We start from the raw sequence: 17604 nt of genomic DNA, 5'->3' as shown, positions 1-17604 counted from the left end.
GATGAACGCTGATTGGGGTAGATCACTGTTACTTTACGTTTTCGTTCCACTGCTGCTGTCATTGGCCAGCACAGGGGCCAGCGCTGACGAACTGACAGCCACGGTGGATCGCAACCAGCTCAGTCGCGGTGAAACCGTCGAATTGCGAGTTCGATTTGACAGCCAAGACTCTGGCGAACCCGACTTTTCTGTACTGCAGGAGGATTTTGAAATCCTATCCCGTCGCCAGCAAAACCAATTTTCACTGATCAATGGCAAAGCGGTCTCCTACACAGAGTGGCTACTGGAGCTACTACCCAGGGAAACAGGTGACATTCTTATCCCGGAACTTGATTTTAAAGGGGTTAACAGCGAGGCCATCACCCTGCAAGTGGAAGATCGTCGCCCTGCGGCAAAGGGCAAGGAGCCCATATTTGTTGAAACCGAGCTGGATAAAACCACTGCCTATGTGCAGGAACAGCTATTGCTGACTTTGCGGGTTTTCACATCAGAGCCACTGTTGGGTCTCAGCAGTGACGGCTTATCGGTGGACAATGCCTCGATCCTGCAGCTGGCGGAGAATCAGTACAACACCCGCGAAAATGGTGTGATGTATCAGGTCAATGAAATCAAATACGTGTTATTCCCGGAGGCCAGTGGCGAACTGGTCATTCCCCAGGTTCGGCTGAATACCGCTATTCCGGATCGCCGCGACCCTTTCTCAGGCTCTCTTTTCGGAAACCGGAGCAAGCGTGTCCTGCTCTATTCGGAGGAGCAAAAGGTGACCATTATGCCCCGCCCTGCCAATTCAGGAAATGGCGCCTGGCTTCCAGCCAAGGGTCTCAGCCTTACCGAGCGCTGGAGCCGCTCCCCCGAAGAACTGGTGGCAGGCGAACCGATAACCCGTACGGTGACACTTACCGCGCAGCAATTGACGGCCACCCAACTGCCCCCACTGCAAATCTCTGACGGTGATGGTTACAAAATCTATCCCGATCAACCCCAGATGGATAACAATGGGGATCGCAGTGGCGTGATCGGTTCACGGATAGAATCCATGGCCATTGTGCCCTCCAGAGCGGGAACCATCACACTGCCCCCGCTAACAGTCCAATGGTGGGATACCGTCAGCCAACAGCCGAAGCAGGCAGTTCTCGAAGCACGCACGCTGACAGTAAAAGCTGCTGCAGGCCCGGTACCGGATATCACAGAAACCGAGGAAACCGATACAGCCGAACCGATCATGACGCCGGCTCTAAAACAGGAATATAGTCTGCTGACATGGGTATTGATCGGTATGAATCTGCTGTTACTGGTCACCGTCGCAGCGCTATTCCTACTATGGCGTAGCAGTCGTGAAAGGGCGCCGGCCACCCCCCCCATGGAAACAGTGGCTACACCCAATGAAGCCACGTTATTTGCCGAGCTACAGCGGCAATCAAAAGGCCAGGACCCGCGGGCATTCTGTCATGCACTGCTGCACTGGGCCAAAGTGTACTGGAACAGGCCATTTTTGACTCTCCAGGATGTAGCCGCCTCTGCTAATAATCGTGATTTGGCTATAACACTGGAGGCACTGGACCGTGCACTTTATGGCAACATTACACAGCAGGCGATCAGCCTGCCGACCATCCATGAGCAATTAAAACAGCTCAGAAAAAACCAGAAAGGCGTGGGCGAGCAACAAAAAGGTACGCCACTGGCGCCACTGTACGGAAAGTAGCCAGCAACCATTTACAGACAATGTGCTACTACCGCAATGCATGGTGCCTGCAAAAAGTGCATCAGCTCCTGCAACGTGCTGTTTTTTTGTGCATATACCGCTAATTAAAATTGTCGTTTTCAACCATCTGATCAACGCTTATCCTTATCTGACACGGAAAGGCAATGTCACGATCCCCACGGCACACCAAAAATGACAATTTGGCATTTTTAATGCAGGATGCCCTGCAGTAGAGCCACCCACTACAATACCAGGCAAGGATTCAGATTATGCGTCGAGTTGTGTTCAATCAAAAAGGTGGTGTAGGCAAGTCCAGCATCACTTGTAATCTGGCGGCTATCGCTGCCAACAGTGGCAAGCGAACGCTGTTGCTCGACCTTGATCCACAGGGCAACTCCACCCAGTATTTACTGGGGGAAAACCCTGATACGACCAACACCATCGCCGATTATTTTTCCCAGACCCTGTCTTTTAATTTCTCACCGAAGAAACCGGCTGAATTTATCACTGAAACACCTTTCGCCAACCTGTCCATCATCACCTCAGATCCTGAGTTGGAAGAAATCGAGCAAAAACTGGAATCCCGCCATAAAATCTACAAGCTGAAAGACTTGCTCAACAAACTGGAAACACAGTTTGACCAAGTGTTTATTGACACGGCACCGGCGATGAACTTTTACACCACCTCGGCACTGGTAAGTGCTGATCGGGTATTAATCCCGTTTGACTGCGATGCATTTTCACGACATGCGCTGTACAACATTCTGCATGTCATCGGCGAGATACGGGATGACCACAACGAAGATCTGCTGATAGAAGGTATCATCGCCAATCAGTTTCAGCCCAGAGCCAATTTACCAACGCAAATTATCAATGAGCTAATCGCGGAAAAACATCCGGTATTGCCCATTTATCTTAACCAGTCGGTAAAAATGCGCGAATCACACCAGGCGGGAAAGCCGTTGATTCACTTTGCACCCAGTCACCCACTGACCCGGCAATTTCTGGCACTTCATGAACATCTGAACAACGAGAAAAAGCGGACAAAAAAATCTTCGGCCAAGTAGCCAGCTTCAGGGGACATTTGAGTGGCGTGCAAAAAAAGGAGAGCCAGTGGCTCTCCTAAATGTTAACGATGAAACACCCCGCCATCAGGGGTTAGCTGTCACTGGAGATACATCTATAACGCATCTACCATTGTCAGTGTCCTTCATATTCATCATCCCTGTCATTGATCCGTGTCAAGTGGATGGGTTTCGGACTCCGCAGCTAAAGACTTTTCGAAGCGATTTCATAGGTATCCCGGGACAGACCAGGCTCTGCCAGCACTCGGGAAAGCTGCTCCCGCATCAGTGACTGCGCCGACAGGCCATAGCGCCGCCACTTGGTCAGCGGCGTCAGTTGACGGGAAGCGATCTGTGGGTTGAGCTTGTCCAGAGCCAGAACATTGTCAGCCAGGAATTGGTAACCAGCACCATCCTCCCGATGAAAGTTAACCGGGTTGCTGTTGCAGAATACGCCCACCAGCGCGCGTACCTTGTTGGGATTATGAAAGTCGAACGCAGGATGCTCCATCAGGCTTTTTACCCGTTCCAGGCCACCCGGGCGCATACAGGCTGCCTGCACCTGAAACCACTGATTCAACACCAGAGGTTCCTGTTGCCAATCCTGATAGAACTTGTCCAGCGCCTGCTCTGCCAGCGTCACTGCTGCGTCCCGCGGGTCATTCACTAGGCCCGACAATGCGGCCAACCGGTCGGTCATATTGTCCGCCGTCATAAACTGTTCGTGGGCCAGTGGCAGGGAATCCTCGACGCCGCTGTTTAACAGATAGCGCAGGGAAAGGTTTTTCAGGCTCCGTCGGGCCATGGCAATACCGGAAAACTCATATTGTGGCTGCACGTTATCCAGATAGGTCTTGCGCCAGGCGGACGCCAGGGTTTTTCCCAGCTCTCCGCAGACAAAACGACGGACCTGATGAATGGCTTCCACATCAATGACATCGGCCAACTCTGCCAGCAGAAACTCACTGGGTAGAGTCAGCACCAATGCCTGCATGGCCTGATCGGCCCCGGTTTCGCCCAACACCTTGGCAAATGCCGCTGGCAAACGGCTATCCAGCTGCAGCGGCTCACCGGCACGAAAATCTGTCATCAGCGACTGCATCAATGCGATGGAGAGCCGCTGACCGGCATCCCAGCGGTTGAAGCCATCACTGTCATGGGCCATCAGAAAACCCAGGTCATCAAAACTATAGGGATAATTCAGTTTCACCGGAGCCGAGAAATTGCGCAGCAGCGATGGCACCGGGCGAGTATGGATATGCTCAAAAACCACCGTCTGCTCGGCTTCGGTAATTTCTATGACCTGACTGGTTTCACCCGCAGAATTCAGTGGCAGATCTCCCGCTTCTGTCACCAGCCCCACCGTTACCGGAATATGGAAAGGCTGTTTGTTCTGGCACTCGGGCGTAGGCGGACAGCTCTGAGAAAAATGCAATCTTAGCTGTCGGCCCTGTTCATCGTAATCACTGGTAACGGTTAGCCGGGGCGTGCCGGCCTGACGGTACCAGTTCATGAATTGACTGAAATCCCTGCCACTGACTTCAGCCATGGCACCCACAAAATCCTCGATGGTGACAGCCTGCCCATCGTATCGCTCAAAGTAGAGATCAGAACCACGGCGAAACAGATCCGGCCCAAGCAGTGTATGGATCATCCGTACTACCTCAGCCCCTTTCTCATAAATGGTGGCCGTGTAGAAATTGGAGATTTCCATATAGGAAGCGGGCTGCACCGGGTGGGCTGTGGGGCCGCCATCTTCGGCAAATTGCACCGTACGGAGCATGGTGACATTTTCGACCCGTTTTACCACCGGGGAACCCATGTCTGCAGAAAACTGCGAATCGCGGAATACGGTGAAGCCCTCTTTCAGGCTCAATTGAAACCAGTCCCGGCAGGTAACACGGTTGCCGGACCAGTTGTGAAAGTATTCGTGGGCCACCACAGCCTCGACCCGATTGAAACCATCATCAGTGGTAGTGGCCTGATGGGCCAGCACACAGGAGGTGTTGAAAATATTGAGCCCCTTGTTTTCCATGGCCCCCATATTGAAGTCATCCACCGCCACGATCATATACAGATCGAGATCGTACTCACGACCGTAGACCTCTTCGTCCCAGCGCATGGCATTTTTCAGCGAGGTCATGGCGTGGCCACATTTCTCCAGATCCTTGGCTTCCACATAGAGCTGCAATGCGACATTACGGCCACTGCAAGTGGTGAAACTGTCTTCCACCACGGACAATTCGCCGGCCACCAGCGCAAACAGGTAGGCGGGCTTGAGAAAGGGGTCGTGCCAGGTTGCCCAGTGACGACCATCGGGCAATACACCGGTTTCCATCAGATTACCGTTGGACAGCAACACTGGACACTCGGCCTGGCCGGCCACTACCGTGGTGGTAAATTCCGACATCACATCGGGACGATCCAGATAGTAGGTGATACCCCGGAAACCCTCTGCCTCACACTGGGTACAGTAGATGGTGCGGGATTTGAACAACCCCTCCAGGGACGAATTTTCCTTCGGATAAATAATTACTTCCGATGTCAGAATGAACCGATCAGGTACCTCGTGAATCAACAGCTCATCGGCCGTCGCGCTGAACTGCTCGGACGTCAACGGCTTTCCGTCGATGCTTAGAGATTGTAGCGACAGACCCTGGCCGTCCAACACCAGACTGGTTTCCCGGTTGCTGACATCGGGGTTGCGCCGCATTTCCAGGGTGGCCATAACAACTGTATCATCCCGGCGAATTTCCACTCGCAACGCGGTTTTATCGATCAGGTAGCGAGGGGCTGTGTAGTCTTTAAGGTAAATATTGCCCGGCTGGGCATCTCTCATCATCATAATCAATGGGTCACTTCCACATGGTAGGCGGTGTATTTGCGAATATTGATGACCCCTCTGTCAAAAATCAGGTACTGGCCTTTTATTCCCAGCAGGGTTCCCTCTAGCAATGGCACTTTATCCATGTTGAAACTCGCCACTTTCAGTGGGTATTCCATCACCGGATAATCAATATTCAAAGGAGTCGAATCATCCAGTCGCTGGAAGGCCTGAAGGCCAAAGCGGTCTTCCAGGGCAGTCAGCTGTTTTTCAGTTCGGTCGAATAATGCATCCCGAATAGCCGGCAGGTCGGCGGGGACAATCTCGCCCTTCAGCATGGTTCGCCAGTTAGTCTTGTCCGCCACGTACTGGCGTAAAACATCTTCCACCAAACCAGATTGCTGGCGGGTCTTGACCCGCATGATGGGCAGCGCCTGCACAGCCCCCTGATCAATCCAGCGAGTGGGCAGTTGGCTCTCGCGGGTAATTCCGACTTTTACCCCGGATGAATTGGCCAGGTAGACAATATGATCCACCATACAATGCTCTTCACCCCATTCCGGCTCACGGCAGGTACCTTCGAAATAATGGCATTTTTCCGGGCTGACAATGCAACTGTCGCACTGCGCCAGTCTGGTGAAACACGGGTAGCAGTAACCCTGGTTAAAACTCTTGTTACTGCGCCGCCCACAATGAGTGCAGTGAATTGTACCGGTGTACTGAATACGGAGAGTCTGGCCAAGCAGGTCGTTCAACGGCAACTGATGCTCGTCCAGTGGCAAGCGGTACCGCACCGGGCCATCCGCCAGCAGTACCTGCATTTTCTTGAGGTGTCCCGAATAATCCGGCATTAGTTACGGCAACCACTTCAGCGGCTGCTGGTCATCACTCTGATCAGGATGACTGGTATCACAGGGCCCGGCAATCTTTTGCTTGGGAGGAACATAACCAACGCGCTGATCTTCTGGTTTGTGGCGCAGATCATAGGCAATGATTGCCTGCATGCTGTGTTCACGCTGAGCCGGTGTCAGCTTTCTGCCATCGGGCCATTTTCCCCGTTCGACAGACTGCTTGAGACTTTCGTAGATGTCGGGAGTAATGGAGTCAATCAGTTGCTGAAAATCCATGGTTTACCTCAATAAAAAAACAGTAGTGCATACCTCTCGACCACTACTGCCGGAACTTACATCTGTGAAAAATTATACCAGTTACCGGCGGCGGCCGCCGGCATCGATATACCCCGCCCAGCCCCCCAGCACCATGCCACTAATCAAACCAATCGCATGCGCGGCATTGGCAATACTGACCCCCATCAACAGCTCCATAAAACCGCTCATCCCTGCCAGCAACCAGATCAGCATGAAGGCCAGCAGCCCTCCGGGAAGCGAAAGTATTACTCTGGGAGATACCCGATTTCTTATCCAGACATAGCCAAGCAGGCCATACACCACACCGGACATTCCACCAAATAGCGCCGGGCCGCTCCACAGGTATTGCCCCACGTTAGAGGCAATGGCCATCAACAACACAATCATGAACATGTGCAGGCTGCCGGCAAGGATTTCGATCCGCCGACCCAGCTCCCAAAGCCAAAGACTATTAAAGGCCACATGAAAAATACCAAAGTGTAAAAATACCGGGGTAACCAGTCGCCAGTATTCGCCACGGGCCAGCGATAGCTCGGCAAACTCGTAGCGGACATTTTCGCCGATCAGAAGGTAATCCTGAAAGGTGAACCAATGCACCAGTGGAAACGCATAGCTGACCAGTGCAGCACCCATGATGCTGAGCAGCAGCAGAGTGATGACCACCGGTACATTCTTTAATTGTTGCTGGAAACTGAAGGTGGGAGATGTGGATGCTGTGGAAGTGAGTACCGATTTCGCTTCTTCGAGCAGGCTCATTACCTGTGGCAACTGCTCGGGGTACTCGACCCAGAGTTCAACCCATTCACCACGGGGCCTGAGTTGATAGGCAATCTCCATACCCGTCAATCGGGCATAGAGTTCAGTCATATCCAGCTGGGCCGGAATATCTGCCACATGAGTCCAGGTTGAATCCAGTTCATTCATGGCAGTTACTTGGCCGGCTGACTGATGCGCTCACTGGTACGTTCATCAATACCCAACCTGCTACCCCAGCCAAGCTTGGTTCGGCAGGTTTCATAAAAATTATGTGCCATCGGATGAATCAACCTTACCTGCTGGGGTTTTTTATGGATCTGGATAATATCACCGGGTTCGGACTGGAGGTCATTCTGACCGTCACAAGTGACCAGCGGGTGCAGCTCGTTGCGCGATCCTACCCGGATCTCAATATCGCTCTTGCCATCCACTACAATCGGTCGACTGGACAATGTATGAGGATTCATCGGCACCAGTACAATCGCATCGAGATTGGGGTGCATGATCGGTCCACCACCCGATAGCGCATAGGCTGTGGACCCCGTCGGGGTGGAAACAATCAAACCATCGGAACACTGGCTGTAGACAAACTGTCCATCGATATACAGTTCAAACTCCATCATCCGGACGGATTTACCCGGATGGAGAACCACATCATTGAGTGCCGCACCGGTTCCGATTAAATCACCTTTTCTGGCAATGGACACGTCTAACAGGAAGCGGCTGGAGAGAATAAACTCACCGGCCAGGACCCGTTTCATCTGGGACTCCATTTGATCAGGTAGAATATCCGTAAGAAAGCCCAATCGCCCCCGGTTTACACCCAGCAACGGTATCTCGTATCTTACCAGACTGCGCACGGCGCTCAGCATACTGCCATCGCCCCCGACCACAATGATCAGATCGACAGGGGTTTCCAGCCTGTCACTGTCGAATACGGGCAGGTGGTTGTCACCAATCAGTCTCGCTGTGTTTTTCTCAAGCAACACCTGATAGCCGGATTGTGTCAGAAAAGTAATCAGCCGTTTCAGCGAATCAACAATCTCGGGCAACTGGATATTGGCCACCAGTGCAATGTGTTTGAAGTTTGTCATGAAGTAACCGGAAGCGCCCTGCCAGGAATCTTGTTGGATTATATACCCGGAATCTTATCGGTTTCGCCCAAAAGGGTGATAAAGCTGCATTGCTGAAATAACCAGCAAGCCGTTAATGGGCCAGTCCAATCTGTCGAGCATGCTACCTACTGCGAACCTCGACAAAAATCCATGATGCCAAAACTCAGGTCAAACTACTTTCTAATGGAAGCATGCCGGCTTCGAGACAACAAAAACAATACGGCTGAAAATGTACGATAATCAGCAGATAAACGGGCGTACCAGCATTCACTGTAACTATTTCGGGAAAACACCGACCAGGGACAGCCTGGCGACTGCAAATTGTTGTGTAGGGCCAACAATAGTACTCACAGCCAGCAGACCAGCCATCCCCTGCCAGATTCTATTAGATCAAACGCATTAAGGCTGACGTATTGATTTTTGTCCCTTTTTCACCCGGCACAAACAGCACATGGGGTAAATCATCGCCTGTCGCCCAGCAAAATCCGAGATCGTTCAATTTTGACAGCTTTTTCTGTGTGAGATAATTGTTTGCCAAGTCCGAACGCTGCCTGGTTACCCAAACGCTGAGATCAACGCCCTCTTCGATCATGTAACCTTTCGGCACAAGGCAATCACCGTGCTCTTTCTGATAGACCGCAAGGGCGGCATACATACAGTCCCATGCGTATTCACGCAAATCCCAGACAAAGCCAAGGTCGGCGAGCCGGTAATATTTTTCTCTGGGATAATTGCCTTCAAAATAGCGTTGATCCCGCGCCCATACACCAAGGGGGTAATTATCCCTGGTCACATAACCGTCGGGAACCAGGCAATCGCCGTACTCTGCCTTGTAGGCCTGCAATGCAGCAAACCCTTTCTCCCAGCGCCAATCAAGCAGATCCCAGACGAACTTCAAACTGTCCAGTCGTTCGATCTGATTTTCTGAAAGTTCACCCCTGGCTTTGTCCCGGCACATCTTCCGCACCCAATACCAAAGAGGGTAACCCTCCGGGGTCTTGTAATTATGGGGTACCAGACAGTGGCCCTTTTCCGCCTTAAAGGCCGACAGCATTTCAAACCACTGATCCCAAGGGGTCGCAGTGGTTTCTTCCATTTTTGTATCAAGGTCTTTCATGAACATACCTTTTCGTATTAACGAGGTTAAATCAAGGGATAGAATGACCTCAAGGTAGAGCAAAAGAGGCTGAAAAGAAAGGGATCATTTAACCACACGGGCTTAAAAAAGCATTAGGAGTACCACGATGATTCAGCAGCAACAGGATAAAAAACCACACAGTTCTTACCGTCACTCTGGCTACCCGGGCCAGACCTGGTACAGCAACAGGGACAGGGACAGGGACAGGGACAGGGACAGGGACAGGGACAGGGACAGGGACAGGGACAGGGACAGGGACAGGGACAGGGACAAGAACCATACCGGACTGACTCACACCAAGCAGGCTCAGGGTAAACCCTGCCCTCGTTCCTCCGGTGCCCTGATTGGCTGCGCCAATCGGTCGAACCGCTTCGCGGGTTCTCGTCCCTGAAAGTTCTTCCCATAAAAAAACCACCCGGATGGGTGGTTTCTAAATATGGCGGACCGGACGGGACTCGAACCCGCGACCTCCGGCGTGACAGGCCGGCATTCTAACCAGCTGAACTACCGGTCCGAAAAACTCTGCTCTTACACTGGTGGGTGGTACAGGGGTCGAACCTGTGACCTACGGCTTGTAAGGCCGTCGCTCTACCAACTGAGCTAACCACCCTCTTCAGAGAGAGGCGCATTCTACCTAAATATCGGTCGGTGTCAAACATTTCAATTTCAGGTTTGTATACAAGGGAAGATCTGCAAATTACCATAGGCCAACTTTTTAAATGACCGGTATACCCATGGAAATTTTCAAGGAATTTACCTTTGAAGCGGCACACCTTCTACCCAATGTCGAAAAGGGACACAAATGCGGTCGACTGCATGGGCACTCTTACCATGTAAGGCTTTACCTGAGTGGTGATGTCGGTGAAAAAACCGGCTGGGTGATGGATTTTGGCGAACTCAAGGATTACTTCAAACCGGTCTACGACCAGCTCGATCATCGTTACCTGAACGACATCGACGGCCTGGAGAATCCCACCAGTGAAAATATCGCCCGGTGGATCTGGGCACAGCTAAAGCCCACTCTCGCCCTGCTGAGCAAGATCGAGATTCGCGAGACCTGTACCTCGGGCTGTATCTACTGTGGCGACTGACTGAAACAGTGAGTCTCTGCCCTAGTGTCCGACTATGTCGCCAAGCGCCTCATCCAGCTCGGTAAAACGAAAGGAATAGCCGGACTCGAGCAATTTTCGTGGGTACACCCGTTGCCCCGTCAGCAATAGCTCCTTGGCCATTTCACCAAACAACAGTATGGCGACGGCCTCCGGCATCGGGAAAACCGCCGGACGCTGGACGGCAGAGCCCAGTGCTGTGGTGAATTGACGATTGGTCACCGGATTCGGGGCCGTAGCGTTAACACCACCCTGAATACCCGGCTCTTCAAGGCAATGAAAAATGATCGCCACTTCATCGTCAATATGAATCCACGGCATCCACTGTTTGCCAGTGCCCAGGCGACCACCGAGCCCCAACTTAAAGGGCAGCAACATACGGCTCAGCGCCCCACCATCACGTCCCAGCACAATGCCGGTGCGCAAATAGCAAATGCGGGTACCGAGTGTCGCAAACTGTGAAGCACTCTGCTCCCAGTCCAGACAAAGACGACTGGCAAAACAATCCCGCGTAGTACTCTCCTCGTCCAACTGTTCGTCCTGATGCGGACCGTAATAGCCCACGGCAGAGCCACTGACCAATACCGAGGGTGGTACCAACGCTTTCTGAAAGTGCTCGAACAATCGTTGGGTGGTTCCTATCCGGCTATCCCTGAAGAGTTGTTTGCGCCGGTCATTCCAGCGACCGGCTACCAGCGGTTCCCCGGCCAGATTGACGACATAATCGATGGATTCTTCCGGAGATAGCGCATCAAGGTTCTCAATGAATTCAATACCGGGAAGTTTTTTCTGCGCTTGTCGTGAATTGCGGCTCAGGCCAATAACTCTGGCACCCCTGGCGAGTGCCTCCCGACAGAACCGACTGCCGATAAATCCAGTGGCACCGGTCACCAAGATGGTTTTTTCCTGCATGTCATACTCCCGAATACCGAAGGGGAAATATCGTGTCACGCACCCTAAAGTGAAGAGCACTGCCTGATCAATCAGCACCCATCAGGTTAAGCAGTTCACGGGTTTTCTGCTCCATCAGAGCCCGGTCATTGGCTTCCACATTGAGCCTGACGACCGGCTCAGTGTTACTGCTGCGCAGATTGAATCGCCAGTCAGCATGGGCCACGCTCAACCCGTCCAGCTGATCAATGCTCACTGCGCCATCGGCATAGTGTTCTTGCAGTATAGTCATAACCTGCCGAGGATCATCAATGCGGCGATTCAGCTCGCCGGAACAGGGGTAATTTTCCACCATCGCCTGAATCATTTCTGAGAGTGGCTGGTCGGTAACACTGAGCAGCTCGGCGACCAAAAGCCAGGGAATCATGCCGCTGTCGCAATAAAAGAAATCCCGAAAATAGTGGTGAGCACTCATCTCGCCACCATAAATAGCATCCTGCTCACGCATGACCTGCTTGATAAATGCATGGCCGCATTTACTCTGTACTGCCTCGCCACCAAATGCCTGGCAGACCGCCTGAGTATTCCAGATCAGACGGGGGTCGTGGACAATTTTTTCGCCGGGATGCTTGCGCAGAAACGCTTTCGCCAGCAACCCGACAATATAGTAGCCTTCAATAAATTCGCCCCGCTCATCAAACAAGAAACAACGGTCAAAATCCCCATCCCAGGCCAGACCGAAATCAGCGCCAGAGGACTTCACCAGATCGCTGGTATGATGGCGACTCTCCGGCAACAACGGGTTTGGAATACCATTGGGAAACTCACCGTCCGGGTGGTGGTTCACCTTGATCAGCTCAAAAGGTAGAAAGCTTTCCAGCGCATCAAGCACAGGACCGGCTGTACCATTGCCGACATTGACAACGATTTTCAGTGGCCGAAGTTTGCCTCGTTCTACATAAGAAAGTAGATGCTCAATATAGGCGTCAGAACAACTGATGCGACGATAGGTTCCACGTTGACGGTGACTTACCGGAGAAAAGTCCGTCTCCTCCGCTAATGTCTGAATCGCCTTCAGCCCGGTGTCAGCACTGATTGGCTTAGACTCCTCGCGCACCATTTTCATGCCATTATAATCAATGGGATTGTGACTGGCCGTCACGATGATGCCCCCGGACAGGTTCAGGTGCGCCGTCGCAAAGTAGATTTCCTCGGTGCCACACAGCCCGATATCCAGTACGTCAACACCCTCATCGCGCAACCCTGAGGCCAGGGCACTTTTTAACGTCGGACTCGAGGTGCGGATATCCCCACCTACCACCACAGTTTCAGGTTTCAGCCACTGGGCGTAGGCCCGTCCGATACGGTAGGCAACCTCGACAGACAGCTCGGAACCGAGCTTTCCCCGAATATCGTAAGCTTTAAAACAGGTAATTTTCATAGTACTCACATCACATGGACACCCACACCATCTGGGCAGGCAGGGATCGCCACAAGGGTTCAGGTTATTGGCGCGGTTTATCCAATATCGCTATTTTTGAGATAGTCTCTAACGCCTTTACCAATCTCATCATGCTGCAGGGCATAGGCAATATTGGCCTGTATGTAGCCAAGCTTACTGCCACAGTCATGGCTGCAGCCTACGATCCGGTAGGCTTCAACCGCTTCCTGTTTAAGCAATTCTTCCAGCGCATCTGTCAACTGAATCTCACCACCAACCCCAAAGGGTGTTTTTTCCAGCAACTCCCAAATGGTCGGGGACACCACGTAACGCCCCACTACCGCCATGTTGGATGGGGCATTTTCAGGGTTCGGCTTTTCAACCATGCTGTGAATCCGGGCGACCCCTCCGGCCATCAACTCACTACCCTGACAATCGACGACACCGTATTTGTTTACCTCTGCCCAGGGAACTGCCTCTACCATGATCTGGCTGCGCCCCGTGGCGGTAAAATTTTTCACCATGGATGACAAATTGTCTTGTTTCGAATCGGCAAGGTATTTGTCCACGAGGACATCCGGCAACAGAATGGCAAATGGCTGATCGCCTACCACCGGCCTGGCACAACTGATCGCATGGCCCAACCCCCTTGCATAGGGTTGCCTTACCGAAATGATGGTCACTTCCTGGGGCACAATCGAGCGCACATCATCGAGCAACTGACGCTTGACCCGTTTTTCAAGCTGCGCTTCCAGTTCAAAACTGGTATCAAAGTGGTTCTCGATAGAATTCTTGCTGGCATGGGTGACCAGTACAATCTCGGTAATCCCGGCCGCAATTGCCTCATTGACAACGTATTGAATCAGCGGTTTGTCCACCACCGGCAACATTTCTTTTGGAATAGCCTTGGTGGCCGGCAACATACGGGTCCCCAGCCCGGCCACAGGAATAACAGCTTTGCGTACAGTTGAAGTCATATCGGGGGAAATCCATTTTTTGGGTCATTAAAAGTGCCGCACATTCGCGAAACACCGGATTGAGTCAAACGTCAGCCATTATGCCGCAGTAGCCCGGCCTTTACAGGCGTCGGGATCACAAAATCTACCTCGGCTTGCAACAGCCTCCCCACCTGCATACCGGGTTTGCCGAAAAATGCTACAGAAATCCCGACAATAGTGCCGCAATGCCCAGAAAGGCAAAAAAGCCGACAATATCAGTGACCGTGGTAAGGATAATCGAAGATGCCTGGGCAGGATCCTGGCCCAGCCGCACCAGCACAATCGGCACCACGGCCCCGGCAAAACCCGCCGCGATCATCGCCAGCACCATAGCCGAACAGATCACCATGACCAGCCCGATCGACTGACTCCATACAAACACACCGATACCACAGGTGACGGCAATCCCGATACCGTTTATCAATCCCACCCGCACTTCCTTGAACATCACTCTGAACCAGTGACGAACCGTGATTTCACGCAGCGCCAGACCGCGCATGGTCACCGCCAGGGCCTGGGCTCCGGCATTGCCCGATTGACCAGCCACCACCGGCAGCAACACTGCGAGAGCAGTAAAACTGGCAATCGTACTTTCAAATATTCCCACCATCGAGGCGGCCAGAAAAGCGGTGAGCAAATTGACCTGCAACCAGGGCATACGCTTTTTTACCGCAAACAATGGCTTTGACAGGGCACGTTCTTCACGGCTGGCACCGACCATCGCCAGCACATCAGATGACATATCCTCCTGGGAAACCTGAACCAGACTGCTGTGGTTGATGATACCCAACAGGCGCTGATCGACATCGACCACTGGCAAATCGAGCAATTGATATTTTTCGAACAGCTCGGAAATCTCGTCTTTACCTGCGGTGCCGGTAACCGCCGCCGTAACCGGTTTGGCGAGCTCCCCCAGAGCCATACCGGGGTTTGAAATAGCGATATCCTGCACATGAACCTTGGCACTGAGGCGACCCTCGGCATCGACCAGAAAAATACTCCGTGCCGTCTTTAACTGTCGCTTGCGGAGAATATGCAGCGTTTCTGAAATGGTCATATTGTCCCGGAATGTCAGCGCACGGGTATCCATCAGACGACCGGCACTGTTCTCCGGGTAGCTCATCAGTGTAGCCAGCTCTCTCCGAACAGGTTCATGCAGAGTTCTCAGCAGAGTATCCCTTGATTCAGCCTCCATCTGACTGACTGTCCGCACCGCATCCTGGGGGGGCAGCTCGGTTAACAGCTGTCGAACCTGTTCAGCGGGCAGAAAAGCGAGCAGTTCTGCAGCGACATTGGGCATCAGATACCGCCACAGGGACAAAAGCACGTGCACGGGTTGCTGGCCGAGCACTGGGGCCACATCCCGGGGCCCCATAGACTCGATTTTCAGGACGGCTTCTCTGGGGTAGTCCAGTAAAAATTTTCGGGTCAGCGCCATATCTACCAGATGAGGATCCGGGGAGACATTAGTCGTCATGACTTGACCCTCTTTTTTCAGACCAGCCACGCGCCTGACTGTCAGGGGCAAGCTGGATCATACCGGTCGCAGTGACAATCATGGCTCTGGCAAGATGAGACAACAGTGAATCATCAAACGGGGATGCATTCGAAGGTGCCTTATCCAATACCGAGCGCAATAAATTCGACTTATTGTCCCGAGGTATACACCACCCGCATTGCGTACCGGCAACGAAGGATAGCGATGCCAATCAGGAAGATTGGCAGCCATATGGAGACTCATTTCTGCGGCCAGCGGTTGCTGTTCCGAGTCCATCAACTGACCCAGAATTTGTTCATCGGCACTGGCCAGAAACCTGTCCAGACCGACCATACCAATGACGTGATGCGCCTGGTTGATAACCACCAGACTGGTACCAAACGGATCTGCAGACTTTTTCAGTAACGCCAGACACTCACCCACCGTGAGCTCAGGATAAAAACCTGGCGTGGACATATCCATCCAGGCACCCAGCGTATTTTCCTGATAAATCAGTGACACACTCAACGACCGGGCAAGTCTGGCGGGCAACACCTCCAGTAACGCCGCGCGCCGTGCCTGCTGCTGCAGGCGCAACAATGCAGCCACCGTCTGATACCCAAGCTGCGCAAAAATTGCGGCGTTCTGCTCCAGCGATAACCGATCGAGAATGCGCGATGCAGGCCACATCTGCATTTCCCGAAGCACGGGTGCAACAATTCGAACCGGCACATCTTGCAGGTAAAATGCCGCCTGTTGATCCTCCAGCGACTGCAATACCTGGGCGGCAGCCTCGGGTTTCTTCGTTAGAAAATCCAGGCTCAGGGGATTAGAGCTTGTCATCTGTCAGTTCCCGGGTGACGACACTGAAAGACTGCTCCATACAAAGCCGGGCCGGAATCAGTTTTCGGCCATCATCCGTTTCCACCACCATCCCGGTGGCAGTGAATTCCAGCACCCTGCCCCGGTCATTTCCAGTCTCGACAAGCTGGCCCGGCCTGACAAACTCCTTGAGATGACGCGCTGCAATCAGGTTTTCCACCAGCGATCTGGCACCCAGACCAAAGGCCAGGGAAAATCCTGTTAAAACGGCCGCAAAAGCAATACCAAACAGAATCACCAGGAAACTGACATCGACACCTACCTGGCCAAGCCCCATGACCACGCCGACAATAAAGAAGGAAATCTGTGCAATCTGGCCCAGCAGAACCGCCTGAGCAATATCGGCTGAAGCCGCTGCATGGGTGACCAGATGGCGCACCACACTACCTAGAATATAACCGCTGAGAATAATCAGGCCGCCCGCCATCAGGGACGGCAGATACACCATTAAACGGTCGAGCCAGACAGTGGCACCGGCCACGCCCACTACCCGAATGGCGACAATGGCAAATACCAGAATAGTGGCCCAGAACACCACGAAGCCAATCAGCTTTTCTGTGACCGCCGGGATACGGACAAAGTGAAGGTTCAGATTGCGGAACTGACGGTCCAGCAAATGATTGAGGGTGCGGATAAAGCGGGTAACCAGCAGATGTAAAAACCGGGCTAGCAGCCAACCGGCCAGCAACAGCAATAAGCCCCCCACCAGATTGGGGATATGCACGACCACCGCGGTTAAAGTATCCAGAATTTGTTGCTGGATGGATTCGAGCATGGAAAGCCCCTTTGTCAATTCAATTGGCCGGTCAAAAAACTGTCACCACTTCAAAACACATCCAACAGTCGCCTTAAAACCTGATGTGAGACTAGCACTGTTTATATGACCAATGGAAATACACCAGTATTAAAAGGAAAAGCTAAAAGGGGTCGGTGACAACTGAGAGTAATTCTCATTGGCTGTCCGGCTTGAATTGAGGGAGAAAGGTTATTATTACTTTTACACTGAGCTGGTTTTCCTTTGATCTGAAAAAGTCTCAGCTACAGGCTATGAATCGCCAC

General features: G+C 52.6%; 15 protein-coding genes and 2 tRNA genes. 3 read left to right on the top strand and 14 right to left on the bottom strand.

Annotation, left to right across the window (positions count from 1 at the left end; translation table 11 throughout):
- Position 1: 1 nt before the first annotated feature.
- Both ACTF5G_RS04305 and ACTF5G_RS04300 read left to right on the top strand, forming a co-directional pair.
- A complete protein-coding gene (locus tag ACTF5G_RS04305) occupies positions 2-1702 on the top strand; it encodes a BatD family protein (protein WP_438951585.1) in 1701 nt (566 codons plus the stop codon).
- A 269-nt stretch (positions 1703-1971) separates the two neighbouring features.
- On the top strand, positions 1972-2769 hold the full coding sequence (locus ACTF5G_RS04300; protein WP_438951584.1) for a ParA family protein: 798 nt from the start codon (positions 1972-1974) through the stop codon (positions 2767-2769).
- Between the two features lie 202 nt (positions 2770-2971).
- Here the strand turns inward: ACTF5G_RS04300 and pepN are convergent, their stop codons facing one another.
- From pepN to ACTF5G_RS04260, 8 genes are all read right to left on the bottom strand, one after another.
- On the bottom strand, positions 2972-5605 hold the full coding sequence (pepN, locus tag ACTF5G_RS04295; RefSeq protein WP_438951616.1) for an aminopeptidase N: 2634 nt from the start codon (positions 5603-5605) through the stop codon (positions 2972-2974).
- An 8-nt stretch (positions 5606-5613) separates the two neighbouring features.
- A complete protein-coding gene (locus ACTF5G_RS04290; RefSeq protein ID WP_438951583.1) occupies positions 5614-6441 on the bottom strand; it encodes a DUF2797 domain-containing protein in 828 nt (275 codons plus the stop codon).
- Positions 6442-6444: 3 nt separating this feature from the next.
- Positions 6445-6717, bottom strand: a complete 273-nt coding sequence (locus ACTF5G_RS04285; RefSeq protein ID WP_438951582.1) for a YeaC family protein — start codon at positions 6715-6717, stop codon at positions 6445-6447.
- Positions 6718-6798: 81 nt separating this feature from the next.
- A complete protein-coding gene (locus ACTF5G_RS04280; RefSeq protein WP_438951581.1) occupies positions 6799-7662 on the bottom strand; it encodes a rhomboid family intramembrane serine protease in 864 nt (287 codons plus the stop codon).
- Positions 7663-7667: 5 nt separating this feature from the next.
- Positions 7668-8588 carry an NAD(+) kinase gene (locus tag ACTF5G_RS04275; RefSeq protein ID WP_438951580.1) on the bottom strand — a complete coding sequence of 307 codons (921 nt, stop codon included), beginning with the start codon at positions 8586-8588 and terminating at the stop codon, positions 7668-7670.
- A 406-nt stretch (positions 8589-8994) separates the two neighbouring features.
- Positions 8995-9726: a helicase associated domain-containing protein gene (locus ACTF5G_RS04270; RefSeq protein ID WP_438951579.1), complete on the bottom strand. Its 732-nt coding sequence runs from the start codon at positions 9724-9726 to the stop codon at positions 8995-8997.
- A gap of 458 nt (positions 9727-10184) precedes the next feature.
- Positions 10185-10261, bottom strand: a tRNA-Asp gene (locus tag ACTF5G_RS04265).
- A gap of 20 nt (positions 10262-10281) precedes the next feature.
- Positions 10282-10357 (bottom strand) — tRNA-Val (locus ACTF5G_RS04260).
- Between the two features lie 124 nt (positions 10358-10481).
- Between ACTF5G_RS04260 and queD the strand changes: the two genes are divergently transcribed.
- Entirely contained in the window at positions 10482-10838 is a 357-nt protein-coding gene (gene queD, locus ACTF5G_RS04255; RefSeq protein ID WP_438951615.1) for a 6-carboxytetrahydropterin synthase QueD, read from the top strand.
- Positions 10839-10859: 21 nt separating this feature from the next.
- On the opposite strand, the gene ACTF5G_RS04250 is transcribed toward queD, so the two are convergent.
- The 6 genes from ACTF5G_RS04250 to ACTF5G_RS04225 all read right to left on the bottom strand — a co-directional run bounded on the left by ACTF5G_RS04250 (position 10860) and on the right by ACTF5G_RS04225 (position 17320).
- The gene (locus ACTF5G_RS04250; protein WP_438951578.1) at positions 10860-11768 is read right to left on the bottom strand and encodes a TIGR01777 family oxidoreductase; all 909 of its coding nucleotides are present in this window, start codon (positions 11766-11768) and stop codon (positions 10860-10862) included.
- A gap of 67 nt (positions 11769-11835) precedes the next feature.
- On the bottom strand, positions 11836-13188 hold the full coding sequence (locus ACTF5G_RS04245; RefSeq protein ID WP_438951577.1) for a phosphomannomutase CpsG: 1353 nt from the start codon (positions 13186-13188) through the stop codon (positions 11836-11838).
- 77 nt (positions 13189-13265) lie between these two features.
- Positions 13266-14165 carry a UTP--glucose-1-phosphate uridylyltransferase GalU gene (gene galU / locus ACTF5G_RS04240; RefSeq protein WP_438951576.1) on the bottom strand — a complete coding sequence of 300 codons (900 nt, stop codon included), beginning with the start codon at positions 14163-14165 and terminating at the stop codon, positions 13266-13268.
- Between the two features lie 178 nt (positions 14166-14343).
- Complete coding sequence (locus ACTF5G_RS04235) at positions 14344-15663, bottom strand: magnesium transporter (protein WP_438951575.1); 1320 nt, start codon at positions 15661-15663, stop codon at positions 14344-14346.
- A gap of 78 nt (positions 15664-15741) precedes the next feature.
- Positions 15742-16506: a magnesium transporter MgtE N-terminal domain-containing protein gene (locus tag ACTF5G_RS04230; RefSeq protein WP_438951574.1), complete on the bottom strand. Its 765-nt coding sequence runs from the start codon at positions 16504-16506 to the stop codon at positions 15742-15744.
- Positions 16493-17320, bottom strand: a complete 828-nt coding sequence (locus ACTF5G_RS04225) for a mechanosensitive ion channel family protein (protein WP_438951573.1) — start codon at positions 17318-17320, stop codon at positions 16493-16495. Before ACTF5G_RS04225 ends, ACTF5G_RS04230 begins: the two co-directional genes overlap by 14 nt.
- Positions 17321-17604: the final 284 nt, after the last annotated feature.

The organism is Porticoccus sp., from assembly GCF_965660005.1.
Lineage (GTDB): Bacteria > Pseudomonadota > Gammaproteobacteria > Pseudomonadales > Porticoccaceae > Porticoccus.
This window is presented reverse-complemented; position numbering and strand designations above follow the sequence as displayed.

Bases quoted from the DNA above. Each gene is read 5' to 3' on its own strand.
- pepN (WP_438951616.1), bottom strand. From the start codon at position 5,605: ATGAGAGATGCCCAGCCGGGCAATATTTACCTTAAAGACTACACAGCC.
- ACTF5G_RS04250 (WP_438951578.1), bottom strand. From the start codon at position 11,768: ATGCAGGAAAAAACCATCTTGGTGACCGGTGCCACTGGATTTATCGGC.
- ACTF5G_RS04280 (WP_438951581.1), bottom strand. From the start codon at position 7,662: ATGAATGAACTGGATTCAACCTGGACTCATGTGGCAGATATTCCGGCC.
- ACTF5G_RS04225 (WP_438951573.1), bottom strand. From the start codon at position 17,320: ATGCTCGAATCCATCCAGCAACAAATTCTGGATACTTTAACCGCGGTG.
- ACTF5G_RS04245 (WP_438951577.1), bottom strand. From the start codon at position 13,188: ATGAAAATTACCTGTTTTAAAGCTTACGATATTCGGGGAAAGCTCGGT.
- ACTF5G_RS04300 (WP_438951584.1), top strand. From the start codon at position 1,972: ATGCGTCGAGTTGTGTTCAATCAAAAAGGTGGTGTAGGCAAGTCCAGC.
- ACTF5G_RS04230 (WP_438951574.1), bottom strand. From the start codon at position 16,506: ATGACAAGCTCTAATCCCCTGAGCCTGGATTTTCTAACGAAGAAACCC.
- ACTF5G_RS04285 (WP_438951582.1), bottom strand. From the start codon at position 6,717: ATGGATTTTCAGCAACTGATTGACTCCATTACTCCCGACATCTACGAA.
- ACTF5G_RS04275 (WP_438951580.1), bottom strand. From the start codon at position 8,588: ATGACAAACTTCAAACACATTGCACTGGTGGCCAATATCCAGTTGCCC.
- ACTF5G_RS04235 (WP_438951575.1), bottom strand. From the start codon at position 15,663: ATGACGACTAATGTCTCCCCGGATCCTCATCTGGTAGATATGGCGCTG.
- ACTF5G_RS04290 (WP_438951583.1), bottom strand. From the start codon at position 6,441: ATGCCGGATTATTCGGGACACCTCAAGAAAATGCAGGTACTGCTGGCG.
- galU (WP_438951576.1), bottom strand. From the start codon at position 14,165: ATGACTTCAACTGTACGCAAAGCTGTTATTCCTGTGGCCGGGCTGGGG.
- ACTF5G_RS04270 (WP_438951579.1), bottom strand. From the start codon at position 9,726: ATGAAAGACCTTGATACAAAAATGGAAGAAACCACTGCGACCCCTTGG.
- queD (WP_438951615.1), top strand. From the start codon at position 10,482: ATGGAAATTTTCAAGGAATTTACCTTTGAAGCGGCACACCTTCTACCC.
- ACTF5G_RS04305 (WP_438951585.1), top strand. From the start codon at position 2: ATGAACGCTGATTGGGGTAGATCACTGTTACTTTACGTTTTCGTTCCA.